Source organism: Janthinobacterium sp. CG_23.4 (assembly GCF_029892305.1).
GTDB classification, from domain to species: Bacteria; Pseudomonadota; Gammaproteobacteria; order Burkholderiales; family Burkholderiaceae_D; genus Janthinobacterium; species Janthinobacterium lividum_D.
The window spans coordinates 2,849,547-2,876,538 of sequence record NZ_JARXUX010000001.1; the positions used below are offsets into that span (position 1 = coordinate 2,849,547).

The 26,992-nt window shown below is 63.7% G+C and carries 23 protein-coding genes; 16 read left to right on the plus strand and 7 right to left on the minus strand.

Going from position 1 to position 26,992, the window contains the following annotated elements; genetic code table 11:
- Positions 1 to 61 precede the first annotated feature (61 nt).
- The 4 genes from H4V96_RS12710 to H4V96_RS12725 are packed head-to-tail and all read right to left on the minus strand — an operon-like array spanning position 62 to position 4,085.
- On the minus strand, positions 62 to 541 hold the full coding sequence (locus H4V96_RS12710; protein ID WP_142303414.1) for a type II secretion system protein: 480 nt from the start codon (positions 539 to 541) through the stop codon (positions 62 to 64).
- 58 nt (positions 542 to 599) lie between these two features.
- Positions 600 to 1,139, minus strand: a complete 540-nt coding sequence (locus H4V96_RS12715; protein WP_196855923.1) for a type II secretion system protein — start codon at positions 1,137 to 1,139, stop codon at positions 600 to 602.
- Between the two features lie 8 nt (positions 1,140 to 1,147).
- Entirely contained in the window at positions 1,148 to 2,380 is a 1,233-nt protein-coding gene (locus tag H4V96_RS12720) for a type II secretion system F family protein (RefSeq protein ID WP_010399043.1), read from the minus strand.
- Between the two features lies 1 nt (position 2,381).
- Complete coding sequence (locus H4V96_RS12725; RefSeq protein ID WP_280720981.1) at positions 2,382 to 4,085, minus strand: GspE/PulE family protein; 1,704 nt, start codon at positions 4,083 to 4,085, stop codon at positions 2,382 to 2,384.
- A gap of 208 nt (positions 4,086 to 4,293) precedes the next feature.
- Here H4V96_RS12725 and H4V96_RS12730 point away from each other — a divergent pair, with 208 nt between their 5' ends.
- From H4V96_RS12730 to H4V96_RS12805, 16 genes are all read left to right on the plus strand, one after another.
- Entirely contained in the window at positions 4,294 to 5,022 is a 729-nt protein-coding gene (locus H4V96_RS12730) for an ABC transporter ATP-binding protein (RefSeq protein WP_196855984.1), read from the plus strand.
- Complete coding sequence (locus tag H4V96_RS12735; protein WP_280720982.1) at positions 5,019 to 6,473, plus strand: AAA family ATPase; 1,455 nt, start codon at positions 5,019 to 5,021, stop codon at positions 6,471 to 6,473. Before H4V96_RS12730 ends, H4V96_RS12735 begins: the two co-directional genes overlap by 4 nt.
- A gap of 107 nt (positions 6,474 to 6,580) precedes the next feature.
- Positions 6,581 to 8,548, plus strand: coding sequence for a pilus (MSHA type) biogenesis protein MshL (locus H4V96_RS12740; RefSeq protein ID WP_196855926.1), 1,968 nt, complete (start codon positions 6,581 to 6,583; stop codon positions 8,546 to 8,548).
- On the plus strand, positions 8,545 to 10,008 hold the full coding sequence (locus H4V96_RS12745) for a tetratricopeptide repeat protein (RefSeq protein ID WP_196855927.1): 1,464 nt from the start codon (positions 8,545 to 8,547) through the stop codon (positions 10,006 to 10,008). The genes H4V96_RS12740 and H4V96_RS12745 overlap by 4 nt, the downstream gene beginning before the upstream one ends.
- Before the next feature lie 5 nt (positions 10,009 to 10,013).
- Positions 10,014 to 11,717, plus strand: coding sequence for an ATPase, T2SS/T4P/T4SS family (locus H4V96_RS12750; RefSeq protein ID WP_010399053.1), 1,704 nt, complete (start codon positions 10,014 to 10,016; stop codon positions 11,715 to 11,717).
- Positions 11,717 to 12,922 (plus strand): type II secretion system F family protein, encoded by a 1,206-nt coding sequence (locus H4V96_RS12755; RefSeq protein ID WP_010399055.1) that lies wholly within the window; start codon positions 11,717 to 11,719, stop codon positions 12,920 to 12,922. The genes H4V96_RS12750 and H4V96_RS12755 overlap by 1 nt, the downstream gene beginning before the upstream one ends.
- 7 nt (positions 12,923 to 12,929) lie before the next feature.
- Complete coding sequence (locus H4V96_RS12760) at positions 12,930 to 14,489, plus strand: hypothetical protein (RefSeq protein WP_196855928.1); 1,560 nt, start codon at positions 12,930 to 12,932, stop codon at positions 14,487 to 14,489.
- Positions 14,486 to 15,169, plus strand: a complete 684-nt coding sequence (locus H4V96_RS12765) for a hypothetical protein (RefSeq protein WP_010399059.1) — start codon at positions 14,486 to 14,488, stop codon at positions 15,167 to 15,169. The genes H4V96_RS12760 and H4V96_RS12765 overlap by 4 nt, the downstream gene beginning before the upstream one ends.
- A complete protein-coding gene (locus H4V96_RS12770) occupies positions 15,166 to 15,645 on the plus strand; it encodes a hypothetical protein (protein ID WP_196855929.1) in 480 nt (159 codons plus the stop codon). The genes H4V96_RS12765 and H4V96_RS12770 overlap by 4 nt, the downstream gene beginning before the upstream one ends.
- Positions 15,642 to 16,364: a hypothetical protein gene (locus H4V96_RS12775; RefSeq protein ID WP_196855930.1), complete on the plus strand. Its 723-nt coding sequence runs from the start codon at positions 15,642 to 15,644 to the stop codon at positions 16,362 to 16,364. The genes H4V96_RS12770 and H4V96_RS12775 overlap by 4 nt, the downstream gene beginning before the upstream one ends.
- Positions 16,361 to 17,077, plus strand: a complete 717-nt coding sequence (locus H4V96_RS12780) for a type II secretion system protein (RefSeq protein ID WP_196855931.1) — start codon at positions 16,361 to 16,363, stop codon at positions 17,075 to 17,077. The genes H4V96_RS12775 and H4V96_RS12780 overlap by 4 nt, the downstream gene beginning before the upstream one ends.
- Positions 17,078 to 17,088: 11 nt before the next feature.
- Positions 17,089 to 17,856 (plus strand): ABC transporter permease subunit, encoded by a 768-nt coding sequence (locus tag H4V96_RS12785; protein ID WP_280720983.1) that lies wholly within the window; start codon positions 17,089 to 17,091, stop codon positions 17,854 to 17,856.
- On the plus strand, positions 17,856 to 18,578 hold the full coding sequence (locus H4V96_RS12790) for a hypothetical protein (RefSeq protein WP_196855933.1): 723 nt from the start codon (positions 17,856 to 17,858) through the stop codon (positions 18,576 to 18,578). The genes H4V96_RS12785 and H4V96_RS12790 overlap by 1 nt, the downstream gene beginning before the upstream one ends.
- 86 nt (positions 18,579 to 18,664) lie before the next feature.
- Positions 18,665 to 19,237: a prepilin-type N-terminal cleavage/methylation domain-containing protein gene (locus H4V96_RS12795; RefSeq protein WP_010399075.1), complete on the plus strand. Its 573-nt coding sequence runs from the start codon at positions 18,665 to 18,667 to the stop codon at positions 19,235 to 19,237.
- Positions 19,238 to 19,459: 222 nt separating this feature from the next.
- Positions 19,460 to 23,983 carry a PAS domain-containing protein gene (locus H4V96_RS12800; protein ID WP_196855934.1) on the plus strand — a complete coding sequence of 1,508 codons (4,524 nt, stop codon included), beginning with the start codon at positions 19,460 to 19,462 and terminating at the stop codon, positions 23,981 to 23,983.
- Positions 23,980 to 24,903, plus strand: a complete 924-nt coding sequence (locus tag H4V96_RS12805; protein ID WP_010399078.1) for a diguanylate cyclase — start codon at positions 23,980 to 23,982, stop codon at positions 24,901 to 24,903. Before H4V96_RS12800 ends, H4V96_RS12805 begins: the two co-directional genes overlap by 4 nt.
- Here the strand turns inward: H4V96_RS12805 and H4V96_RS12810 are convergent, their stop codons facing one another.
- From H4V96_RS12810 to H4V96_RS12820, 3 genes are read right to left on the minus strand one after another with little or no spacing between them, the layout of a single operon-like run.
- A complete protein-coding gene (locus H4V96_RS12810; protein ID WP_010399080.1) occupies positions 24,904 to 25,359 on the minus strand; it encodes a MaoC/PaaZ C-terminal domain-containing protein in 456 nt (151 codons plus the stop codon). It abuts the gene before it with no gap.
- Positions 25,352 to 25,849, minus strand: a complete 498-nt coding sequence (locus H4V96_RS12815) for a MaoC family dehydratase (protein WP_280720984.1) — start codon at positions 25,847 to 25,849, stop codon at positions 25,352 to 25,354. Before H4V96_RS12815 ends, H4V96_RS12810 begins: the two co-directional genes overlap by 8 nt.
- Positions 25,846 to 26,991 carry an acyl-CoA dehydrogenase family protein gene (locus tag H4V96_RS12820; RefSeq protein WP_196855935.1) on the minus strand — a complete coding sequence of 382 codons (1,146 nt, stop codon included), beginning with the start codon at positions 26,989 to 26,991 and terminating at the stop codon, positions 25,846 to 25,848. Before H4V96_RS12820 ends, H4V96_RS12815 begins: the two co-directional genes overlap by 4 nt.
- Position 26,992: the final 1 nt, after the last annotated feature.

The following is a 26,992-nucleotide window of genomic DNA, read 5'->3' on the forward strand; positions in this document are numbered from 1 at the left end:
CCTGGCGAACCAGGCGGATTGCATGCGGCGCACATGGCCGCCGCATGCGCAGCTTACGCTATTAGCAATTGCTCAGGGCAGGTGAAACACCCACCTGCGCCGCCACAGTCGCCGTGGCGACCGTATAGGTGAACGCGCAGGTAAGATGGCTTGCATCGGCGGCAATCGATACCGGCGCCGTACCCGAGACATTGTAGTCATTCAAGCCACCTGCGGCGAGTACGATGCCAGCCGCATCAGGATAGCCGTTCGCCATCGAAATGGTAGTGCCTTCCATTTGTACCGTGACGGTCCCAGTAGTAGGCGAGCCATTGACCAGCCATTGCGCGTGGGCAAGGGAAGCGGCAGCCTGTACCGAGGCGCGGGCGCCGTTGACTTTCGCCAGGCGGGCGTCGGCCGACAAATTGATAAAACGCGGAATCGCGGTGGCCGCCAGTATGCCCAGGATGACGATGACGACGACCAACTCGATCAGCGTAAAGCCCGCCTGGCCACCTTGTTGAAAACGACGAATCGATTGCTTACTATTGCTGATCTTCATGCTGATCTCCAAAAAATCAAAAAACACCATAGACAAAATTTATCTACACAATATCGAACTATTTCAGCCCGCCCGCCTCGCCCATCTGCATCAGTACCACCTGAGGCATCTCAACCGAGATTGAAGGGCTGGCCGAATTAGGGGGAGCTGGCTGCAAGCTTACCTTGAATTGAAGCAACTCGGAATGGTATCCGCCAAAAGTGTTGCTCCGATTTAATATATATATCAATTCTGCATTACTTTGATCAAAAAACCAATGACTTTGGGGGAGTTTTGCTATCTCCGGCGTCGCATACTCGCCCAAATAATTGGGCGGCTTTTCAAGCAGCCAATCGACGGGATTCTGCCCGACCAGCGCCGGCAACTGGTTTTGCCGGTCAGCTGCATACAGTTGCAGCACTTTCATGCGCAGGCCCGCGCGCAAAGCGACGATCGTTTGCTGCACCGCGACCCGCTCCGCTTCGCGCTGAACCAGCGTTAAGCGGCTCAGCAACACGAGCGCCAGCACGGTGATAACGGACACCACGACGGCCAGCTCAAACAAAGTAAAACCGCGCTGCCTTGCCTTGCCAGCCGCAATACTTTTTTGGGGCGACATGCACGCTCTCATTTTTGCAGGGCCACCTTGCCCAGATCCCACACTGGCAAGAAGATACCCAGCGCCAGCACCAGCGTCATGGCACCAAGGAAGGCGATCAGGATGGGTTCGATCTGCGCAGACAGTGTCTTCAATTCGTAATCGACTTCGCGCTCGTACATCTGGGCGATTTCATTCATCAAATCATCGAGTGAACCGGACTCTTCGCCGACGGCGATCATTTGCAGCACCACCGGCGTGAAGACGCCCGCCGTCACCGAAGTGCGCAAGATGCTGTCGCCGCGCTCGACGCCGTCGCGCATCTGTTCGACCCGGGCGCACAGATAGGCGTTATCGACCGTTTGCGATACCACCGTCAGCGCCTGCACGATGGGCACGCCGCTGGTGCTGGACAAGGCGAAGCTGCGCGCGAAACGCGCCATGGTGCCTTTCAGGATGATCTTGCCGGCGATGGGGAAGCGCAACTTGTAGCGATCCCAGGTGTAGCGGCCGGGAATGGTGCGCAACCAGGCCCGGAAAGCGGTTATCGAGGCAATAGTCACTACCAGCAGCAAGGGCCAGTAATTGACCATGAAGGCCGACGTGCCGATCAGGATGCGGGTCATCAAAGGCAGTTCGGCGTTGAAACTGGCGAACACTTTCACGAATTGGGGAATCACGAACATGTTGACGATGACCATGGCGATAAGCATGGCCACGATCACGAAAGTGGGATAGCGCGTCGCCGTCTTCACGCGCGCGCGCATGTCGCGGTCAAATTCCAGGTGATCGAACAGGCGCAGGAACACTTCATCGAGGCGCCCCGTCATTTCGCCCACACGCACCATCGACAGGTAAAACGGCGTAAACACGGTGGGGTGGCGCGCCATGGCAGCCGACAGTTCGCGTCCCGCGTCGAGCGACTCGCGCACATCTTTGATGACGCGGCCAAATGCGGGACTGATGGCCGACTCCTGCAGGCCAGCCAAGCCGCGCATGATAGGCACGCCAGCCTTGAGCAGGGTGTAGAGTTGGCGGCTGAACAATTGCACATCCATCGAGCTGACTTTTTTCTCCGTCAGCCTTTGCCACCAGCCGATATCGGCACCGGTGGTGGCGGCTTTTTTGGTCGCCAGGATTTCCACCGGCGTCGCGCCGGTGGAAAACAATTGGTCGGCCACGGCGCCGCTGTCGGCGCCTTCCATCACGCCGCTCAGCAACTCGCCGCTGGCATTGCGCGCCTTGTAAGCAAAAAATGGCACGTCAATCCTCGCTCTGGTTGCTGATGCGCATCGCTTCCATCACCGTCGTGCGGCCCTGCGCTACCAGCTGCACGGCGTGGCGGCGCAGCGTCTCGCCCGCCATTTGCTCCTTCGCCACCTTCATGAAGTGGGAAGGATCGGCATGGTTGGCGGCATCGGCCACGGCGCGCGTGATTTCCAGCAATTCGTACACGCCCGTGCGGCCCCGGTAACCCATGCCGTTGCAATGCGAGCAACCCTTGCCGTGAAAATACTGATTGCGCTCGACCAGCTCGCCCAGTTCCAGGCGCAGCCATTCGTATTCGTTGGGCGTGGGCACGTAGGGCGTGCTGCAACTTTCACAGATCACGCGCACCAGGCGCTGCGCCAGCACCGCTTGCAGCGAGCTACCCACCATATAGCGCGGCACGCCCATGTCCATCAGGCGCAGCGGCGTGCTGATGGCGTCGTTCGTGTGCAGCGTCGACAACACCAAATGGCCCGTCATGGCAGCACGCAAGCCGATTTGCGCCGTTTCCTGGTCGCGCATCTCGCCCACGAGCACGATGTCGGGATCTTGCCGCAGGGCCGAGCGCAGCACGCGGGCAAAGTTCAGCTCGATCTTCTCGTTCACTTGTACCTGGTTAATACCGGGCAAGCGGTACTCGACGGGATCTTCCACCGTGATGAGCTTTTTTTCCACCGAATTGAGTTCGGCCAGGGCGCAGTACAAGGTCGTCGTCTTGCCGCTACCGGTTGGCCCCGTCACCAGCACCAGGCCGTTCGGGCGGCTCACCATGGCGCGGAACTGTTGCACCAGCTTGGGCGGCATGCCGATGGCGTCAAGGCGCAAGGTCGTGCCGCCCTGATTCAAGAGCCGCATCACCACCGATTCGCCGTATTGCGTCGGCATGGTGGAAATACGCACGTCGATGCGCTGGTTTTTCACGCGGATGGCGAAACGACCGTCCTGCGGCAGGCGCTTCTCGGAAATGTCCAGGTCGGACATCAGTTTCAGGCGCAGCGCCAGCGAACTGGCGATCTTGCTGTCCGCTTCCGTCTGCAGGTGCAGCACGCCGTCGATGCGAAAGCGGATCTGCAACCGGCCTTCCTGCGGTTCGATGTGGATGTCCGAGGCGCGCACCTGGGTGGCATCTTCGAACACCGATTGCAGCAGCTTGACGATGGGCGCCTCTTCCAGGCCCGGATTGGCGGCCAGGGCACCGAAGTCGACCGACACGTCGCCCAGGTCCTGCTCCAGCTCGCGCGTCAGGCTGGAAATATCTTCCGTGCGACGATAGATGCGGTCGATGGCGGCCAGCACCTCCGTTTCATTGACGACGGCCAGCTCGATATGGCGCTTGACCAGGCGCGCGATCTCATCGTACGCGAACAGGTCGGTGGGGTCCGACATGCCGACCAGCAAGCCCTCACGCCGGTCTTCCAGCACCAGCGCGCGGAAACGCCGCGCCTGGGTTTCCGGTAGCAGCCGCACCAGTTCGGGACTGATGTTAAAAAACTTCAAATTGATGTAGGGAATATCAAGCTGGCGCGCCAGGGCGCCGGAAATTTGCTCTTCCGTAACGAAGCCGTGCTCGACAAAAACGCGGCCCAGCTTGCGCCCCGAACGCTTCTGTTCCGTCAAGGCCTGGCCCAACTGTTCTTCCGTCAGCAACTTCTGCTGCACCAAAATTTCACCGAGCCGGACTTTCTCTGGCCTTGCCATGCTTACTCCTCGACAAATTCTTCAGACGATGCACGCCAGCGGCGCGTACGGGTATTTTATTCCAGAACCTGTTGTTTCTTACAGAAAATACATTGCGCAGCTTGATTTTCGCGCATTTCAGCACGCTGCAAGGAAACACTTGCCGCCCACCCGTCGCCGTGGCAATAATGCTGGTCGTACGTCGTCTTGCCTGCCACCTATTGCCCCTATGAACGCCTGCGCCATCGAGTTTAACAATGTGCATCTGCAACTGGCCGGTAGTGCCGTGCTGCGCGGCGTCGACCTGCAGGTACGCGCGGGGGAACTGTTCGGCCTGGTCGGCGTCAATGGCGCTGGCAAGACTAGCGTGCTCAAATGCCTGCTGGACTTTTGCACGCCCGAACGGGGCGACATCGCCATTTTCGGCCAGCCGCACCGGCATGGCGCGGCGCGGCAACCGCTGTCTTTTCTGCCGGAACGTTTCCAGGCGCCCCACTACCTGACGGGCGGCGACTTCCTCGCTTATTTGATGCGCCTGCACAAGGCGCGCCCTGATGCGCAAGCCGTGCAACACACCCTGAGCGCGCTGGACTTGGCGCCGGAGGCCTTGCGCCGCCCCGCGCGCGAGTATTCGAAAGGCATGATGCAAAAACTCGGACTGGCCGCTTGCTTGCTGTCGGGCAAGCAGCAACTGCTGCTGGACGAGCCGATGAGCGGGCTCGACCCGAAAGCGCGCGCACAGTTCAAACAAGTGCTACGGCAAGCACGCGCGCAAGGCCGCGGCGCCTTGCTCACGTCGCATGCGCTGGCCGACGTGGAAGAGTTGTGCGACCGCATGGCCATCTTGCATCGGGGCCGCATCGTGTTTGCCGGCACGCCCGCCGAATGTCGCGCGCGCCATGGCGGCGCGGCGGACGCCAGCCTGGAGCAGGCTTTCCTCAATTGCATCGCAGCATGAACAACGACCCGCACGCTACACGCCAGAGGCCGCCCGACCGGCATTACGCGCCCTCCCCGCACGGCATGTATCTGCGCCATTTCGGCTTGCGCACGGCCCCCTTCGGCATCACGCCAGACCCGGCCTTCTTTTACCCTGGCAATACGCGCGGCGAACTGCTGGCGGCGCTGCTGTACGCCGTCACACAAGGCGAAGGCATCATCAAGCTGACGGGCGAAGTGGGCAGCGGCAAGACCATGCTGTGCCGCATGCTGGCCGAACGCCTGCCGCCCCAGGTTGACGTGGTGTACCTGCTCAACCCCCGCCTGGAACCGGATGAAGTCTTGCACGCCATCGCCGCCGAGCTGGGCCTGACACTCGATGGTTGCCGCGCCGACACCGTGCTGCGCGCCCTGCATGGCGAGCTGATCGCCCGACATGCGGCCGGGCGCCAGGTGCTGCTGCTGGCTGAAGAAGCCCAAGCCATGCCGGGTGCGACCCTGGAAGCGCTGCGCCTGCTGACGAATCTGGAAACGGCCAGTCACAAGCTGCTGCAAATCGTCCTGTTTGGCCAGCCGGAATTGCAGCTTACCCTGGACTTGCCACAGTTCCGCCAGCTCAAGGAGCGCATCACCCATAGTTTTACCGTGCCGTGCTTGCCGCCGGCATTGCTGAACGACTATCTGACGTGTCGCCTGGCCGCCGCCGGCCGCACAACACCGCTGGTTTTTACGCCGGCCGCACTGCGCCGCTTGGCGCGTGCTGCGCAGGGCATCGTGCGCAGGATCAATATTCTGGCCGACAAAGCCTTGCTGGCGGCATTTGCCGACGATGCGCAGCAAGTCAGTGCGCGCCATGTGCGCCTGGCCATCGCCGACAGTGCGTTTTACCGCGCGCCATGGCATGCAGGCAAGCTGCTGGCGGGCGCCTTGAGCGCGTTGATGCTGTTGCTGGCCGCTGCGCTGCTGTGGCAATGGCTGATGCCGGGCCACAAGTCGGGCATGGCGACGGGCATGGCGGCGCCCGCCACGTTCCCGGCAGCACGCTGGCACGCCGCCCCGCCTGCGCCGCCTGCGCTGCTCGACAGCAAGCTGGCCGAATCGCGCGACTGGCTGGCACAGCAAGGATCGCAGCAACTGGTCCTGCACATTGCCAGCCTGCCTGCCAGCGAGACGACCGCGGCAGAAAATTTTTTGCAGCAGGCGCAACAAGCCATCGGCCTGCACAACGTGCACGTCTTTCGTCTGCCTGGTACAGTGTCCGCAAGCAAGTCGCCACAACAGGCACCCGCCAGCGCCGCCGCGCGCCTGGCCATCGTCTATGGCAGCTTTGCCGACCAGACCAGCGCCGAAGCCGTCTGGGCGAGAATAGCCCCCGCATCGTCGCAGAAAATATTTCTTAGCAGCATAGATAGTATCCGCGCAGAAATTAATGCCACCACCCCGGCACAGGCGGGGCGTGGCGCACCCTGACTTTATTTCGACATATTCCCCCCCGGGCCTGCACAGCGGATTGCTTTTAGGCGATCATGCTAGTTAAAATTACAAAAGCACAACACGACTCAAAGGGCGAACTTTTCATGACTCAACACCCTATTCCTGTGCTGGCCTCTTGGGTCACTCTTGCCTGCAGCGCCATGCTGGCCGGCTGCGCCACGCCTCAAACGCCGCTATCGCCTGGCCACGTCAATGCCGCGCCCCCTCCTGCTGGCGCCATTCCCGAACCGGTGCAGCAAAGTAGCGCGCTGGCCGCGCCCGTGCCGGCGCCCAAAGTGGAAACCTATAGCGTCACCGTGCACAAAGTGCCCGTGCAATCGCTGCTGTTTGCGCTGGCGCGCGATGCTGGCATGAACATCGACATCCACCCGCAGATCGAGGGCAGCGTCACCCTCAATGCACTGAACCAGACCTTGCCGCAACTGCTGTCGCGCATCGGCAAGCAAGTCGATATGCGCTACGAAATCGATGGCAAGAATCTGATGGTGCTGCCCGATGCGCCGGAGTGGCGCAATTACAAGGTCGATTACGTTAACATCGCGCGCAGCACCAACAGCAGCGTGAATATCGCCACGCAAATCTCCACGGCGGGGGGCGGGTCGAACAACGCGAGTAATCCCGTCGGCAGTACGCAGGGCGGCAATGGCAACAACAATTCGACCACCCTGGTAGTGAATCGTTCGGAAAATAATTTCTGGTACAGCCTCGAAAAGAATATCCGCGACCTGCTGCGCGAAACCACGCTCAATGACGTACAGGTGGACCCGTTGGCACAGCTGAACCAGCAATTGACGAACGTGCCCAGCCAACAAGGGCAGCAAGGCCAGCCGCAGAACCAGGCCGGCAATTTGCCTGTCACGGGCGCGACCGGCCAATACGGTGCGCAGCCGCCGATGCAAGGTGGCGGCCAGAATGGCGGACTGTCGGGGTCGGGGTCTGGGTCTGCGCCGGGCCAGCAGGTGGCCGGCCAGAGCGGCAACCCTGGACAGGCACTGGACGCGAACGGCATGCCGCTGTTAAAACTGGCCAACAAGGGTAGCCCCTCGTCTGTCGTCGTCAACGTCGAAGGCGGATTGATCGCCGTGCGGGCGACGGGGCGCCAGCATGAAAAGATCGCGCAATTCCTCGATGCGGTATTGCACAGCGCCAAGCGGCAAGTGCTGATCGAGGCAACCATCATCGAAGTGCGCCTGAGCAATGAATACCAGCAAGGCATCAACTGGGCGCGCCTGACGGGCAGCCTGAGCCTGACCCAGAAACAAGTCGGTTCTGCGGCCCTCAGCAGCGGCGTGACACCGGGCGCCACGCCCGGCATCTTCCTGCTCAATTATCTGAAAGACAGTTTTTCCACCACCATCCAACTGCTCGAATCGTTCGGCAAGGTAAAAGTGCTGTCCAGCCCGAAGATTAGCGTACTCAACAATCAGACCGCCATGCTGAAGGTAGTCGACAACAATGTCTTCTTTACCATCAAGGTGACGCCGGCCGTGATCAGCTCGACGGGCACCATCAGCACGCCAGCGACCTATGAGTCGAAACTGGAAACGGTGCCCGTCGGCTTCGTCATGAGCGTCACGCCGCAAATTTCCGACAGCGATGAAGTGACCTTGAACGTGCGCCCCACCATCACGCGCATCGTTGGCTACGTGCAAGACCCGAATCCGGCCCTGGCCACGGCGAATGTGCAAAGCCGCGTGCCCGTCATCCAGGCGCGCGAGCTGGAATCGATCATGAAGGTGGGCAATGGCCAGATCGCCGTGATGGGTGGCCTGATGCAAGATTCCATCGACAATGCCCGCGATGGCGTGCCGGGCCTGTCCGGCCTGCCTTTGGTGGGTAATTTATTTACCTACCGCAACGAAGCGAGCAGCAAGACGGAGCTGGTGATTTTCATGCGCCCGGTGGTGGTCAAGGATGCCAGCATCGACGGCGATTACCGCGACTACCGCTACCTGCTGCCCGGCCAGGCGCCGCTCAATACCCAGCCGTACACGGATGGCCAACCGGCCGCCGGCCAGCCGCAGGCACGCCTGCAGGGAGGCTTCCCATGAGCTTGCTGATGCAGGCGCTCAAGAAGGCCGAGCGCGCCAAACAGAACAGCCTTTCCGACGAAGAACTGGAAAAGCCGTCCGAGGCCTACGACCAGGTACTGGAGCTGGCACCGGCCGATGCCGTGGCACCGCGTGCCATGCCGGCCGCGCCACCCGTGCAAATGGCCAGCACGCTGAGCCTGGAAGCGCTGCCGGAGTCACCCGCGCCGCCGCCCCAGCCGAGCAGTACCCAGCCGGCTAGTGCCCAGCCGGCTTCGCCGCCAGACCCGCAAGCGGGCGCGCAAGCCGGTGCGCAGCAGTCGACTCGCCCCGAACCACCGCCCGCCCGGCCACGCGCCAGCCGCAGCAATACGCCGCCGAAAGGTCCCACCGGGCCCATCAGCGTCGATCCGGCCACCGTGCGCCTGGCCATCCTGCTGGCGATGCTGCTGCTGGTGGCCGGTTCCATGGCGTATTGGTACTGGCGCGCCAGCACCAACCCAGGCGCGAGCGCCAACTTGCCCGGCGTACCCATGCCGCTGACGGACGCCCCGGGTGCGTCCGGTGTTGCCGGCCCCATCGTGGTGCTGCCGGCAACACCGGCCGCGCCACCCGATACGCAGCCCTCGGGCGCAACCTTGGCACCGGACTACCCGCGCGATGCGCGCCAGGCAGCCGGTGCGGCTGAGCAACAGGCGATGAACCAGCAAGCCATGATACAAGCGGCGGCGCAGGCGGCAGTGGCGGCGCAGCTGGCACGCACGGCGCCGCCCGCCCCACCGAGCCTGCCGCCCGTGGCTGCGCCCGACAACAGCCAGATCCAGGTACAGCGCAGCGTTGCTGCGCCGCATATCAACCCCGGCGTGCAGCAAGCCTATCTCGCCTTCAACGGCGGCCAACTGGGTCTTGCTCGTCAGCAATATGAAACAGTGCTGCGGCAAGATGCCAACAACCGCGACGCGCTGCTCGGGCTGGCGGCAGTCGCCCTGCGCGAGAACCAGGGCGCACAAGCGGCGTCGCTGTACCTGCGTTTGCTGGAAATCAATCCCGACGATGGCGAAGCGCTGGGCGGCCTGATCGGCCTGCGCCAGGGCGACGTGGTGCAGAGCGAGGCAAAGTTGAAAGCCATCCTGGCGCGCAGCCCCGACAGCGCTCCCGTGCTGTTTGCACTCGGCAATGTGTACGCAAAGCAACGCCGCTGGTATGAAGCGCAGCAACAATTTTTCCGCGCCTATGGCGCCGCGCCCGGCAATCCCGACTATGCTTTCAACCTGGCCGTGGGCCTGGACCGGCTGAACCAGCCCAGGCTGGCCGCCACGTATTACCAGCGCGCACTGGACCTGGCGCAAGCCACGCCCGCCGCGTTCGACCGGACCGTGCTGCAGGCGCGCCTGCGCGACTTGGCTGGCGCCACGCCAGCGGTGGGCGCTAACGCGGCAAACCAGGCAGACCCGGCCATCATTATTACCCGTCAAGAATAAGCGACATGGCAGAACAGGCAAAACTTCCACTGGGCAAATTGCTGATCCAGAAAGGCGTGATCAGCGAAGATCAATTGCGCATCGCCCTCATCGAGCAGCGGCGCAGCAGCGAGCCGCTGGGCAAGCTGCTCATCACTTTGGGCTTCGTCACGGAAGCGACCGTGCGCGAGGCGCTCAGCGAAAACCTGAAACAGGTCAGCGCCGACTTGTCCAGCCTGGTGGTCGACGCCATCGCCCTGAAACTGATCCCGAAGGACGTTGCCAAGCGCTACCGCGTGTTTCCCATCGTGTATGAGCGTCAGGCGGACAATCTGATACTGGCCATGGCCGATACCAGCAACATCGTGGCGCTCGATCAAATCAGCGCCATGCTGGTCAAGGGCATCACGATTTCTACCGTGCTCGTCAACGAATCGGATATTTCGCGCGCCATCGACCAGTACTATGGCTTCGAACTGTCGATCGACGGCATCTTGCACGAAATCGAAACGGGCGAAGTCAGCTACCAGAGCATGGCCTCGCCGTCCGATGAGTACAGCCAGCCCATGGTGCGCCTGATCGACGCGCTGCTGGCCGACGCCGTCCAGAACGGCGCCTCGGACATCCATTTTGAGCCGGAACAGTCGTTCCTGCGCATCCGCTACCGCATCGACGGCATCCTGCGGCAAATCCGCAGCTTGCACAAATCGTACTGGCCCGCCATGGCCGTGCGCCTGAAGGTGATGTCGAACATGAATATCGCCGAGGCGCGCGCGCCGCAAGACGGACGCATCAGCATCAAGTTTTCCGGTCGACAAATCGACTTCCGCGCCTCGGCGCAGCCCACCACGCATGGCGAAAACGTCGTGCTGCGCGTGCTGGACCGGCAAAAAGGCATCGTGCCGCTGGACGCCCTGGGCTTGGCCGAGGCGGAACTGCAGCTGTTGAAACTGATGATCGCGCGCCCCGACGGCGTGATCCTGGTGACGGGCCCGACGGGCAGCGGCAAGACCACCACCCTGTATTCGATACTCAACCATATCAATACGGAAAGCGTCAACATCATGACCCTGGAGGACCCGGTCGAGTATCCTATGAATATGATACGCCAGACCTCGGTCAACGAATCGGTCAAGCTGGGCTTTGCCGACGGCATCCGCTCGATGATGCGGCAAGACCCGGACATCATCCTGGTGGGCGAAATCCGCGACCGCGAAACGGCGGAAATGGCCTTCGCCGCCGCCATGACGGGCCACCAGGTGTATTCCACCCTGCATACGAGCTCGGCCATCGGTTCCGTGGCGCGCCTGCTCGACATCGGCATCCTGCCCGACATCATGGCCGGCAACATCATCGGCATCGTTGCGCAGCGCCTGGTGCGCCGCTTATGCCCGCATTGCAAGGAAACGCTGATCGCCGACAGCGTCGAGCGCCGCCTGCTGGGCCTGGCGGCCGACGCTGCGCCCGTGTCCATCTGCCGCGCCGTCGGCTGCGAGCGCTGCGCGCACCAAGGCTACAAGGGCCGGCTAGCCATCATGGAAATTCTCAAGATGACGGCCGAACTCGATGAATTGACGGCGCGTCGCGCGAGTAGCCGCGAATTGAAGAACGCAGCGCGCGCGGCCGGCTTCAAAGGGCTGGTCGACGACGGCATGCGCCGCGTGATGGAAGGCGTGACGACCCTGGAAGAAGTGGGCCGCGTGGTCGACCTGACGGAAAGGCTGGCCTGATGGCGCAATATGTCTACCGTGCCATGGATAGTGCTGGCCGCCTGGTTCCCGGCAGCATGGAGGCGGCCAACGTGCCGGACCTGGAAGCGCGTTTGCACCGCATGCAGCTCGACTTGGTCGATTGCAGGATAACGGGCCAATATCTGGTGCTGCTGGGCAAGCGCATCATCCATCGCCGCGACCTGATTAATTTCTGTTTTCACATGGAACAATTGACAGGCGCGGGCGTGCCCATCCTGGAAGGCTTGAACGACTTGCGCGAAAGCACGGATCACCCGCGCCTGCGCGAAGTCGTCACGGATCTCATTGAAAGCATCGAAGGTGGCCTGCCGCTGTCGGGTGCGCTGGGCCAGCATGGCGACATCTTCGACGCCACGTTTACCAGCCTGATACTGGCCGGGGAGCAAAGCGGCAGGATCGCCGATGTGTTCAAGAACCTGTCGGAAAGTTTAAAGTGGCAAGACGAGCTGGCGTCGCAGACGCGCAAGATCATCATGTACCCCGTCATCGTGGCGGTGGTGGTGGCGGCCGTGACGTTTTTCCTGATGATTTATCTGGTGCCGCAGCTGACGGCCTTCATCCGCAACATGGGCGGCGAGCTGCCGCTGCATACGCGCGTGCTTATTGCCGTGTCGAATGTCTTCATCGCTTACTGGTATCTGCTGCTGGCCTTGCCCGTGCTGCTGTTTTTCGGCCTGCGCGCCCTGATCGGCCGCAGCGAGGCGGCCCGTTACACCTGGGATGGCTTGAAACTGCGGCTGTGGCTGGTCGGTCCCGTGCTGCACAAGATCATCCTGGCCCGCTTTGCCACTTTTTTTGCCTTGATGTATGCTTCCGGCATCACGATACTCGAGTGCATCCGCCTGTCCGAAGGCATTGCCGGCAACCAGGTGGTGGCAGCCGGCCTGCGCCGCGCCGCGCAGCTGATCAGCGAGGGTCACGGCGTCACCGCCGCCTTCCAGCACACGGGCATCTTCCCGCCGCTGGTGGTGCGCATGCTGAAGGTGGGCGAGGCCACGGGTTCGCTGGACACAGCCTTGCGCAATGTCAGCTATTTCTACAACCGCGAAGTGAAGGAATTGATCGAAAAAGTGCAGGCCATGATCGAACCCACCATGACGGTCATCCTGGGCTTGCTGCTGGGCTGGATCATGTTGTCGGTGCTGGGGCCGATTTACGACACCATCAGCACAATCAAGACCTGAGGCCGCCGTGTTGCGCAAACAATTACTCTACATTACCAGCGACGCCCTGTGCGCCTACGACTGGGACCAAGGCGGGCTGGGCCAGGGCCAGACCTTCCCTGCCAGCGCAGTCGGGCTGGACGACTTCGCCGCATGGCTGCAAGACACGCAGACAGCGCGGCGCGATGTCCCCACTTACCTGCTGACGGACCTGATCGAGGAAGATTTCCAGCACCAGTTGCTGCCCCACGTGCGCGGCAAGGCCGGCCGTGCCTTGCTGCAGCGGCGCAAGCAACAATTGCACCGCGATACGCCCTACCGCGGCAGCACGCTGCTGGGCCGTGAAAGCACCGGCCGCCACGACGACCAGGTACTGTTCTTTGCGCTGACCAACCCCAGCTTGCTGCAGCCGTGGACGGAGGCACTTGAGCACTTGCGCGTACCGGTAGCGGGCATGTATTCGACCAGCCTGCTCAGCGTGGCGCTGGTGAAAAAACTGTCGATCACACACGAACACCTGCTACTGGTAACGCAGCAATCAGGCGGCTTGCGGCAAAGCTATTACGAAAAAGGCCAGCTGCGCTTTTCGCGCCAGACCCTGGCCATCGCGCTCGATGGCGTGGCCGTGAATATTGCGCTGGAAACGGAAAAGACGCGGCAGTTTCTCACCAGCACGCGCATGCTGGCGCGCGGCGACGTGCTCAATACCGTGATCCTGGCGCCGGCCGCGCAGATCGCCAAGCTTGAACTGTTGTGCGACAACGGTGTGGAAGTGGCCTACCACTTCATCGACCTGCAGCTGGCAGGCGAACGCGTAGGCTTGCGCCAGACGCCCGCGCTGGCCGACGAATTGCTGCTCACTTTGCTGGGCAAGCACCCGCCGCCCAGCCACTATCCGCCCGGTACGCTGGCCCGCTATTACCACTTCCGGCGCGCGCGCAATGCGCTGTATGGCGCCAGTGCGCTGATCGGCGGGTCGGCTGCCCTGTGGTGCGTGTTTTGCTTGTCCAGCGGCATCAGCGCCGACGCCGCCACGCAGCAGTTGGCGCAAGAGACGGCGTCCTACCAAGAGCGCTACCGTAGCGTCATGTCGACACAGTCGCCAGCGCCGGCCAAGACGCAAAACATGAAAGTGGCCGTGACCCTGGGCCAAATGATGGCCAGCCAGGCGCCGGAACCGGGCCGCCTGCTGGGCATGCTGGGCACCGCGCTGAACCAGGCACCGCAGGTGGCGCTCAGCCAGTTGCACTGGCATGCGGGCCAGCCCGCCGCGCGCGACACAGGCAGCCTGGCAGCGCAGCAGCGCGCCAGCTTGCAGGGCGGCAGCGCCCAGGCAGGCATTCCCGTCGCGCCGCCGCAGGCGCTGCGCCTGGAAGCGGACGTGGCCATGCCGAACAATGACTACAGCGCCGCCCTGGCCGCCATCACGGCCTTCGCGCAAACCCTGGCGCGCCAGCCGGGCTTGCAGGTGACGATCGAGGCCATGCCACTGGACTTGCGCCCCAGCGTCGCCCTGTCCGGCAAGAGCACCGCTTCGTCGCCGGACAGCCAGGCCCGCTTTACGCTCTTGCTCGCGTGGCAGCCATGAGCGGCCCGCTCAAGCAAGCGCCCTTGGCCGGCATGAAGCGGGCCGGCACGTCCAGGCGCACACTGCCCGCCTGGATGGGAGAACTGCATCTGGTGCGCAACGCTGCGCTGTGCTTTGTACTGACCCTGCTGGCCAGCCTGGTGCTGCTCAGCCTAAGCACCGCCTATTACGCACGCGAAGCGCAACAATTGGAGATGGCACGGCGCACGCGCTCGGCGGCCACCTCGCTGTTCAACCACGCGGAAGCGGAAAAGCAGGAAATCCGCGCCTACGAACCGCAATTTTTGGCCTTGCGCAAGAGCGGCCTGATCGGCGAAGAAAACCGCCTGGCCTGGATCGACACCATGCGCCGCAGCCAGGAACAGCGAAAATTGTTACCTATCAGCTATGACATCAGCCCGCAGCAAGGATTGCAAGTGCCATCGTCCATGGTGATGGGGCAATATCGTCTGCGCGGCAGCCGCATGCGCCTGCGCATGGATTTGCTGCACGAGATGGATTTGCTGAACCTGTTTGACGATTTGCGCCAGGCCGGCTATTTCGCCGTACAGGATTGCACGCTCAAGCGCCAGGCAGCGGCCGGCGGCGGCAGTGAGGCGCCACCCACCGTGGGCGCCGAATGCGAGCTGCTATGGCTGACTCTGGGCAGCATGGCCGTGCCCGAAGCGGGGCGGCCATGAGATGTCCCCCCATCCTGTGCCCCTCCGCCCGGTGCACCCTCGTCCTGTGCGCGCTGCTGGCCGGCAGCGCAGTGACCGCCCACGCCCAGTCGCCCCAGCTCGGGCGATTATTCCTGTCACCCCAGCAGCGGGCCCAGATCGATGCGCAGCGTTACGGGCCACCGGCGGCCGATCCGGCCCTGACGCCGGCCACAGCGCCAGCGCCAGCGCCGCCTTCACCGCCCGTGGAATTGAATGGCGTGTTACTGCGCAGCAGTGGCCGCTCCACTGTCTGGCTGAATCAGGAAGCGCAGAACGAACCGCACAACCGTCTCGTGCGCGACAAGTCCGGCATGCAGGGCACACTGACTTTGCGCCTGTCGACGGGCCAGGTGGTGCTACTCAAGCCTGGCCAGCGCTATGACCCGGCCAGCGGCACGGTCACCGAGGTGCAGCAGATGCAGCAGATGCAGCAGATGCAGGATACGCAACCATGATGCCGCGACAGCGCCAGCACGGCGCCGCCCTGCTGCTGCTGCTGGCCGTCCTCAGCCTCGCCGCTGCCAGTGTGCTGATCGGCGCCTTCGGGCGCAATACGCAGCAGGCCGAGCGTCAGCAGCGCACCCTGGCCACTCTGGCGCAGGCGCGCGAAGCCTTGCTCGGCTTTGCTGCCACGCAGGGCCGGCTGCCGCGTCCAGCCGCCTCCGCCCTCGATGGGCGCGAGCGGGCCGCCGACTGCGCCGACGACGCCGAATGCAACGGCTTCCTGCCCTGGGTCACGCTGGGCGTGGCGGGCGTCGATGCCTGGGGCAAGCTGCTGCGCTACAGCGTCACGCCGGCAATGGCGCGCGCGCCCATCGTCTCGTTCTCCGCCATCGCCGACCGGGTCGTCCTCACGCGCGGCGAGCGCGGCGACTTCGCCTTCGTCGCCGGCCAGGCGCAATGCGACGTCAGCGCCCAATGCCTGCCCGTCGTGCTGTTCTCGCAAGGCAAGGATCACTATGGCATGGCCGCCAGCGGCGTGCGGCAACGCAATACGGCGCGCGACAATCTCGACGAGGCGGCCAACGACAGCGCCAGCGCCAGCCGCAGCTTCATCACCCGCCCTGCCAGCGACAATACCGCGCTGCCGGGCGGCACCTTTGACGACATGTTGACCTGGATTACCTTGCCCACGCTATACCAACGCATGCGCGCCGCGCGCAACCTGCCATGAACGCCCGTCTTTTGCGGCATCGCCGCCAGCATGGCTTTTCCCTGATCGAGATCGCCATCGTGCTCGTCATCGTGGGCCTGATGATAGGCGGCCTGGTCACGCCGCTGACGGTGCAGCTGGAACAACGCAAGGTGGCCGAGACGCAAAAGGCCCTGGACGAGGCGAAGGAGGCGCTGACCGGGTACGCGCTGCGCTACGGCTACCTGCCGTGTCCCGCCATCTCCGCCGGCAATGGACTGGAAGATCGGCGCGGCAGCCGCTGCCGAGGTGAAAAACGCGCCGGTTTCCTGCCATGGGCCACCTTGGGACTGCGTGCGGGCGACAGTTGGAACAATCTGTTGCGCTACAGCGTGACGCCCGCCTTCAGCGACAGCGGCCTGCTATTTAGCCTATCGACGCCGCGCGACATCAGCATCGTCACGCGCAATGGCGGCGCGCTGCAGCAAGCGACGGCGCTGAACGATATCCCCGCCATGATCATGTCTTATGGCAAGAACGGCTTTGGCGCCACCAGCTTGCAGGGCCAGCGCCAGGCTGTGCCTATCGGTAACAATGTCGACGAGCGCAATAATGGCGCGAACGCCACCACCGTCATCAGCCGCGCGGCCAGCGGACCGCAACAGCCAGGCGGCGAGTTCGACGACCTGGTCGCCTGGCTGTCGCCGAACATCCTGTTCAACCGCATGGTGGTGGCGCAAAGGCTGCCCCGCTGATGCGCCCGGCCATGCTCACACCAGCGCTCACCATCGCCCGCTACACGCTGCTCGAAGCGCTGCGTAGCCGCCTGCTGTGGCTATTCGTGCTGGCCGCCTGCGGCTGCGCCGGCCTGGCCGGCTTCCTGCAGCAACTGGCGCTGACGGAAAGCGGCGCCGTGCAGGCGGCGCTGCTGGCGGCCACCTTGCGCCTGGCCAGCGTCTTCCTGCTGTCCACGTTCATCATCACCAGCATGGCGCGCGAAGCGGCCGATAGGGGGCTAGAGTTGCTGCTGGCACTGCCCATGCCGCGCGCAGCCTATCTGCTGGGCAAGTTGCTGGGCTACGCAGCACTGGCGGGCGTGCCCGCCGTGCTGTTTGGCCTGCTGATGGCGCTGTTCGCCGCGCCTGCGCACAGCGCACTGTGGGCCCTGTCCCTGCTGGCAGAACTGTGGATCGTCGCCGCCTTCAGCCTGCTGTGCGCGGCCAGCCTGCAACAGGCCTTGCCCGCGCTGGCCGCTACCGGCAGCTTCTATCTGCTGGCGCGCATGCTGGGCAGCCTGCAACTGCTGGCGCACGGCGGCCAGACGGGCGACTCTTGGCTGCAGCGGGCAACGGCAGCCAGCATCGACGTGCTGGCCCTGCTCTTGCCCAGCCTGGACGACTTTACGCGCACGGAGTGGCTGCTGTATGCGAGCGGCGACTGGCAAGCGCTGGGCCGCGTGGCGCTGCAGACGGCCATCTATGTCGGCTTGTTGAGCAGTTGCGCGCTGTGCGACTTTTACCGCCGCAACATCTGATGGCTGGCGCGCCGCGTCCCTGGTCGAGCGTGCCACGCCCTCTGTGCTGGCTGCTGGCTGCCTGCCTGCTGCTGCAGCTGGGCTGGCGCCTGTCGCAGCAGTACGCTCCCGCCCAGGCACAGCCGCTGCCTGCCCCGCCGCCGGCCGCCGTGGCACGCTTAGCCAGCCTGGGCGAGCCGCTGGCGATGTCGAAGGCTATGTTGCTGTACCTGCAATCGTTCGAAGACCAGCCCGGCCTCAGCCTGCCGTGGCGCCAACTCGATTATGACCGCCTGGCGGCTTGGCTGGAGACGGCGCAAACGCTCGATCCGCGCAGCCAATCTGCGCTGCTGGCCGCCAGTGTCGTATATGCGGGCGTGGCCGATCCACAGCGCGCGCGGCGCATGCTGGCCTTTGTCGCCGACAGCTTTGCCACCGACCCGCAGCACCGCTGGCCTGCCATGGCGCAGGCGGTACTGGTGGCAAAACACCAGTTGCACGACTTGCCGCTGGCGCTAGTCTACGCGCGCGCACTGCGCCAACTGGCGGCAGGGCCGCAAGTGCCGTCCTGGGTGCGCGAGATGGAAGCGTTCATCCTGGAAGACATGGATCAACTCGACAGCGCCCGCCTGCTGATCGGCGGCCTGATCGCCAGCGGGCAAATCAGCGATCCGCACGAGCTCGCTTTCCTGGCGCGCCGGCTCGACGAACTGAGCAAGAGGAAAGCAAAGGCGGCGCCATGAGCCAGCATCCAAAATGCCATGCGCAGCCGATAATATTTGCAGTAAACTGCGATATCAGGCCCCTGCACTTTTTTCAAGGAATTTCCATGCTCCCACGCCGCCAGCAAGGCTTCACGCTCGTAGAAATCGCCATTGTCCTGGTCATCATCGGCCTGCTGCTCGGTGGTGTGCTGAAAGGACAAGGCTTGATCGACAGCGCCAAGGTGAAAAACATCATCCAGCAGTCGAATGCACTGACGGCCGCCGTCAACGCCTACCAGGACAAGTTCCGCGCCCTGCCCGGCGACGATATCCAGGGTACCGTGCACGTGCCCAACTCGGCCGGCAATGGCAATGGCGATGGCCAGATCGGCGACGGCCAGCCGCGCGAATTCACCCTCGCGCCGCAGCACTTGGCGCTGGGCGGCTTCATTACCGGCGCCTACAACGGCACCTCGCAATTCATGACCAGCGCCCAAGGCGGCGCCGTCTACCTGTACAACGATGAAGTGGGCGGACGCGCCGGCAATGGTATCCGTTTTGACAACTTGCCCGAGAGCTACGCGGAGCAGATCGACAGCAAACTCGACGACGGCGTCGCCAGCACGGGCAGCGTACGGGCGAACATGCCATATGGCAATGCCGGTGCGATCATCCCCCGCATCGCCGTCTTTTTCTGACCTGCCAGTCATTATCACAACAAAACCATGCACGATGCCCACCTCGCCCGCCTGCCATCGGCGCAGCGCGGCGCTGCATCGGCATGCCTGGCACAAGCTTTTTTTCATTGCGGAAACTAGGCTTGTCAGAGCAATCAATTTCGTCTAGCATCATTTCATTCAAGATCAGTCAGTAGCCGCTTGAGCCTGCCTGTCGACTCATTCATTCTGGGAGCTTTCCGAGTGCAAGCTTTGGCTTCGATACGCTCAAGAATTTCATGGCTGGTGCTGGCCTCGGTTATTCCGACGGCGCTGGTATTTTTCGTGCTCGTCGCGCAAAGCTACACGCGCGAACGCGACCATGTCGTCAGCGAAACGGCGCAAGCGGCGCGGGCAGTCGCCGCCGCCGTCGAACGCGACCTCAATGGCGCCGAGATGGCTGCGCGCATCCTCGCCGCCTCGGCCGCCCTGCAAGCGGACGACATCGGCGCCCTGCGCGCCCTGAGCGACAGCCTGCTGCAGCCGGGCCTGGCCATCAGTGCCTTCATCGTGTCCGACACCGAGGGACGCCAGCTGATCAATACTGCGGTGCCGGCTAGCCAGGCAGCGCCTCCCTTGCCACGAAAATGGGCCGCCAGCATGCAACGCGTACGCGACAGCGGCAAGGCGCGGCTGACCAGCCTTTCCAGGACGCCCGACGGCATGCCGCAACTGGCCCTGAACCTGCCCTTGCCTCGCGCTAACGGTGCCGCCCATGTATTGACGGCGCTGTACCCGCCCGACTACCTGCCCTTGCTGCTGCGCGAACTACAGCTGCCCGCCTACTTGGGCGCGGCTATCATCAATGCCGACGGCATCCATGTGGCGCGCACCCTGGCGCCGCAGCGCTATGTGGGCCAGCGCAGCGTGGCGCCGCTGCTCGAACACATACGCCAGGCGCGCGAAGGCGTGTTGCGCCATGACACTCTGGAAGGCCTGGACGTGTATACCGGCTTTCGCCGCGCTCCTGACAACAGTTGGGCAGTAGCCGTCACCATGCGCAACAGCACGGTGGCCGAAGCGCTGCTGGGCTCGGTGGTCACCGCTTCTGTCATCCTGGCCCTGCTGCTGGGCGCCGGCTATGCCCTGGCTTGGCGCGTAGGCGGCCGCCTGGCCCGCACCTTGCAGGAAATGACCGAGCAAATCCACGCGCTGGCACAGGGCAAACCCTTGCTATCGAACAAGCACGCGGACCGCGAATCGGCTGACATGGCCAGCGCCCTGGGCGCGCTGGAGCGCGACCTGCGGCGCCACCGCACGCAACTCGAAAGCCTGGTGGCCGAGCGCACCTTGGCCCTGGAAAAATCCACGCGCCTGCTCGAAACCGTGTACGCGACGGCGCCCATCGGCATGCTGTTCGTGGGCCTGGACTTGCGCATCGTCATGATCAACCATTACCTGGCCGCCATCAACGGCGCCAGCGTAACCGAGCATCTGGGCCGTCCCGTGGGCGCCATGCTGGTCGACGACACCGTGCGCGCGGACGTCGAGCGCTGCGTGCGCCAGGTGCTGCAGACGGGCATGCCGATCGTTGACCGGGAGTTGAACGGCCATAGCGGACGGCAGCGCGAACAGCTCAGTGACTGTATCGTCTCGTACCATCCGATTTTCGGCCCAGAACAGCAGTTGCTGGGTGTCTCGGGCCTGTGGCTGGACATTACCGAGCGCAAGCGCAGTGAAGCAGAGTTTCGCCGTTCGAAGCATCTGTTCGGCAGCATCATCGAAAACATCCCGGCCATGATTTTCGTCAAGCGCGCCGACAAGCTGAGCTTTGAAATAGTCAACCGCCACGCAGAACTGACCTTGGGACGCTCGCGCGAGCAATTGCTGGGCAAGACCGATCACGAGTTCTTCCCGCCGCAGCAGGCGGCCGCCTTCTTCAGCGCCGACCGCAAGCTGCTGGCCACCGGGCAGATGGTGGAAATCGAACAGGAAGCGCTCAACGCGGCCGACGGCAGCACGCGCCACTTCACCACGCGCAAGGTAGTCTTGCGCGACGATGCCGGGCGTGCCAGCCACGTGCTGGGGGTGTCGATCGATATCACGGAGCGCAAGCGCGCTACCGAAGTGCTGCACGCCACCACCTTGCGCCTCGAGCAGAGCGAACGCTTCATCCGCACCGTCACCGACAACCTGCCCGGCATGGTGGCGTACTGGGGCGCCGATTTGCGTTGCCGATTTGCAAATAATTTCTATAATGAATGGTTCAGCCGCAGCAGCGCCGAGCTCGACGGCATCCACATGCGCGAATTGCTGGGGCAGAAACTGTTCGACGTGTATGCGCACCATGTCCAGGGCGTACTGGCAGGCCGGCCGCAAAGCTTCGAGCGCGATCTGCTCAGTGCCACCGGCCAGGTGTGCCATACCTGGACCAACTACATCCCCGATATCGACGACAGCGGTGGCGTGCGCGGCTTCTTCGTCCTGGCCTCGGACGTGTCCGAACTCAAGCACACGCAATTGCGCCTGTACGAGCTCAATGAGCAAATGGTGCGCGCGCGCGACAAGGCCGAGGCGGCCAGCACGGCGAAGAGCGAATTCGTCGCCAACATGAGCCATGAAATCCGCACGCCCATGAACGCCATCATCGGCCTGGCGCGCCTGCTCGAAGAGTCGCCGCTGGAGCGGCGCGAGCGCAGCTATGTCGGCAAGATCCAGATGGCCACGCAGTCGCTGCTCAATATCGTCAATGACGTGCTGGATTTTTCCAAAATCGAGGCAGGACAGATGATGCTGGAACAGCGGCGCTTCCAGCTCGAACGCATGCTCGACAGCATAGGCGTCTTGCTCGCCAGCAGCGCCTGGGCGCGCGGCGTGGAGCCTGTATTCGTGCTGGCACCGGGCGTGCCGGACGACCTGATCGGCGACGCCCTGCGCGTGGAACAAATCCTCATCAACCTGGTCGGCAACGCCGTCAAATTCACCTCGCAGGGAGAAGTGGTGCTGGCCATCGCCATGCTGGCCGAGGATGCGGCCAGCGCAACGCTGGAGTTTTCCGTGCGCGACACGGGCATCGGCATCGGCGCGGTCGAGCAGGAACGCATCTTTGACGCATTTTCACAGGGCGACAGCAGCACCAGCCGCAAATATGGCGGCACGGGACTCGGGCTGGCCATCTGCCGGCGCATGGTGGAATTGATGGGAGGCAATCTCAGCGTGAAAAGCGCGCTCGGCGAAGGCTCCGATTTCCGCTTCAGCTGCCGCTTCGATAAGGTGGCGCCGCAGTCCAAGCCGCCAGACAAGAGCGCACCTACGGCGCTGTCGCTGCTCATCATCGACGACAACGCCAGCGTGCGCGCCATGCTGGAACACTGGTGCGCGGCGCAGGGCTGGTACAGCCGCAGCGCCGACAGTGGCGCCGCTGGCCTGGCGCTACTGCACGCCAGCGCTGGCGGCCTCGATGGCCTGCCGCCGGCAGACCTGGTGCTACTCGACGCGGCCATGCCCGACATGGATGGCATTTCCTTGCTCACCGAGATGCGCGCCGCCGCGCACTTGCTACTGCCGCCCGTGATCATGCTGGTGGCCGAACCGGACCGCGAAAACCTCGAACGCCTGGCCGACAGCCTGATGCTGGCCGGCATCGTCTCGAAACCGGCCACCCCGGCGCGCCTGCTGGCGGCCGTCACCGCCGTGCGCGAAGGGCGCAGCGCACCATCGGCGCTGCCCGTCTCGACGCCCCTGTCGGGCTTGCTGGAAGGCATGCGCGTGCTGCTGGTAGAAGACAATGAAATCAACCAGGAAGTGGCACAATACATCTTGCTGCACTCGGGCGCGCGCGTGGACGTGGCCGCCAACGGCAAGCTGGCAGTCGACTTGCTCACCAGCACACCTGACGCCTGGGACGTGGTGCTGATGGATTTGCAGATGCCCGTCATGAACGGCTACGACGCCACGCTGGCCATACGCGCGCTGGGCTTGCCGGATCTTCCCATCGTCGCCATGACGGCCAATGCCATGCACGAGGACCGCCTGCGCGCCATTAGCAGCGGCATGAATGCGCATGTGGCCAAGCCCATCAATGTCGACGACATGATCGAGACCCTGAACCGCCTGGTGCCGGCAACCGGCGGCGCGGGTGACAGCGCCACCCAGACCGACCAAGCCGCCGCGCCCATGCCGCAAGTGCCGGCCACGGTGCCCGGCATCGACCTGGCTGCAGCCCTGCAGCGCTTCGGCGGCGATTACGGCGCCTTCCTGGCACTGCTCAAGCGTTTTGAAAATTCGCAAGGCGACGCCGTCGAGGAAACCCGGCGCCTGCTGGCCGAAGGCCGGACGCTGCAGGCAAAGCAGTTGCTGCACCGCGTGTGCGGCGTGGCAGCCAACCTGGGCGCCGTCCACATCGCCAGCCTGGCTGGCGCTGTGGAAAAGGCACTAAAAGAGGGACACGCGCGCGCCAGCACAGACTTGCTGGTGCAACTGGAACTGGCGATGGCCGAAGTCATCGAAGCGGCACGCACCCTGCCCTCGCCCCTGCGACGCAGCCAACCGGCACAGAGCGCGCCGGCCAGCGGGCAGGTCGACCTGCGCGATGGCCTGGCCGAACTGCTCGTCTTAATCCGCAACCACAACCTGAAGGCGCTGGCGCAATTCCGTGTCCTGCACCCTGTCATCGAACAGTCAGACCGGGAAGCGGCGCTGGCGATGGCAAACGCGATTGAAACATTGAACTTTTCTGAGGCGGAAAAACTCGTGCTCGATCAGCTAAAACGAGAGGAAAACAAGTGAGCTGGACCGACCTTGCCATGAACGGGCGTATCCTTATCGTCGATGACGCCATGGAAAACATCCAGATTTTGCACCAGTTGCTGCGCGAGGAACACGAGGTGTTGTTCGCACTAAGCGGTGTAAAAGCACTGGAAATTGCACATAATCAACTGCCGGACCTGATCCTGCTCGACGCTGTCATGCCCGGCATGGATGGCTACGCCGTCTGCAATGCGCTGCGCGCATCGGCCATACTGAGTGCCATTCCTGTCATTTTCGTCACCGCCCTGAACCAGCCCGAAGACGAGACGCGGGCGCTGGAAGCGGGCGCGGTCGATTTCATCACGAAGCCGTTCAACGCGGCCGTCGTGCGCGCCCGCGTGCGCAGCCAGCTGACCATCAAGCGACAAGCCGACGCCATGCGCGAATTGTCGCTGACCGACACGCTGACGGGCGTGGCCAACCGGCGCAGCTTAAACGAGACCATGGATAGCGAGTGGCGACGCTGCGCACGTGACGGCATGCCGATGGCCATCATCATGGCCGACATCGACCACTTCAAGCATTACAACGACACGTATGGACACCAGGCGGGGGACCTGTGCCTGCAGCAGGTGAGCGCCGCCCTGCGCCGCTGCGCCGTGCGCTCGTCTGACCTGCTGGCGCGTTACGGCGGCGAGGAATTCATCATCCTGCTGCCGCAGGAAACGCGCGAAGGGGCCGAAGTGGTGGCCCAGCGCGTCCTCGACGAAGTGCACGCCCTGCACATCGCGCACGCCAAGTCCAGCGTCGGCCCGCACGTCACCGTCAGCCTGGGCTTGGCCAGCGTCATGCCCACCAAAGGCATGGACCCCAGCGCCCTGATCCGCGCCGCCGACGCCCTGCTGTACCGCGCCAAGCAAACGGGACGTGACAGGTATTGCGCGTCGGCGATAGAGTAACTAGGCATGGCAGCGCATCAAAAACTGCGCCACGCACACCGGTTTCGTGTCACCCTCGCGCTCCATGGTGACGGCCCAGTTCACTTGTGCCCCTTCCGGCAAAATATCCACGGAAATAATGTCGAGGCGCGCGCGCAAGCGGCTGCCGACGGGCACGGGCGCGGGAAAGCGCACCTTGTTCAAGCCGTAGTTGATGGCCATGCGGATGCCGGCCATATTCAAGGCACCGGCCAGCATGGCCGGCAGCAACGATAAGGTCAGGAAACCGTGCGCCACGGTGCAGCCGTAGGGCGACTCGCGCGCGCAGCGCTCGGCATCGACGTGGATCCACTGATGGTCGTCCGTGGCGTCGGCAAACATGTCGATGCGCTGCTGGGTAATAGTGAGCCAGTCGGAAACGGCCACATGCTGCCCCGACAAGGCTTGGAAACCAGCAATGCCGACGATGTCACGCATGCGACTGCTCCGCTTGCGCCAGCGGACGGCGGCCGAACATGCCCATGCCTTCCACCGTCGTCACCACCTCGCCATGCTGGTTGCGCACGCTCCACAGGGAAATGACGATGCCACGGTCCGGCTTTGACGTCGATGGCCGTACTTGCTTGACCTGGTAAGTCAGGTGCAGGGTATCGCCCGCGCGCACGGGTTTGAGCCAGCGGATGCTGTCCAGGCCGGGCGAGCCCATGCTGGACGAGTGCTTGAGCAAGTTGTCCACCACCAGACGCATCATCATGCCGCAGCTATGCCAGCCGCTGGCGATGACGCCCTTGAAGATGGTTTTTTCCGCTGCCGCATGGTCGACATGAAACGGCTGCGGGTCGAAATCCGTGGCAAAGGCGATGATTTCGGCCTCCGTCACATGGCGCTGGCCCAGCTCGATTTCCAGGCCCTGCGTAAAATCTTCGAAATACCAGTGCTTGGGTTTGATTCCGGTCAATACGGTCATACGGTCTCCGTGGGCAAAAAGCCCGGCTGGGCGATAAAGCGCTCGATATGGTGCTCCACATCGCCCAGGGTCAGGGCGATCATGGAGAGGCGCTTGAAATGATGGGCGGCGGGCAATTCGTCCGTCACACCCATGCCGCCATGCAATTGCACGGCTTGCTGGCCGATAAAGGTGGCGGCCAGCCCCACGCGCGCCTTGGCAGCGGAGACCACACGGCGGCGCTCCGCCACGTCGGTGCTATCGACCTTGGCCGCGGCCAGCATGGCCATCGACCGCGCTTGCTCCAGATGGATGAACATGTCGGCCATGCGGTGCTGCAAGACCTGGAATTTGCCGATCGGCACGCCGAATTGCTGACGCGTCTTCAGGTAGTCCAGGGTGGCGGCAAAGAGGGCATCCATGGCGCCCACGGCTTCCGCGCACAGCAGCGTGGCACCGTAATCCACGGCAGCATCCAGCACGGGCCAGCCCTGCCCCGCCTGGCCAATCAGAGCCTCATGCCCCAGCACCACTTGCACGAAGGTCACCGTGGCCGCACGCTGGCCGTCGATGGTGCGGTAGTCGCGCACGCAAACGCCGGGCGCGTCACTAGGCACGAGCAATAGCGCAATGCCATCCGTGTCCATCTGGCTGCCGCTACTGCGCGCCGAGACGATGAGAAAGTCCGCCTGCGCGCCATGGATGACGACGGTTTTCTCGCCGTCGAGCACGAAACCGTCGCCGCTGGCCGTGGCCGTGGTGGCGATGTCGTGCATAGCGTGGCGCGACTGCCGCTCACCGAGCGCGCAAGCGAGCTTCAGGCTGCCGCTGGCCACCTGTTCCAGCACGCCCTCGTGGCCGCCCGCCAGAGTGAGAACGCGGGCCCCCAATATAGTGGCGAAATACGGTTCGACCACCAGCGCGCGCCCAAGTTCCTGCATTACCAGCAGCATATCGACGGCCGTGCCATCGAAGCCGCCTGCGCCGGACGGTAGCGGCAAGGCCGTCATGCCCAGCTCGGCCAGGGTGGCCCAGGCGGCGCTGGAGACGCCCGTGGCCGAGTGAACGATCTGCTTGCGCGTTTCAAACGGGTAATCCTTGTCGGCCCAGCGCCTGAGCGCGTCGGCAAATTGCTGCTGTTCCTGATTCATGTGAAAGTCCATG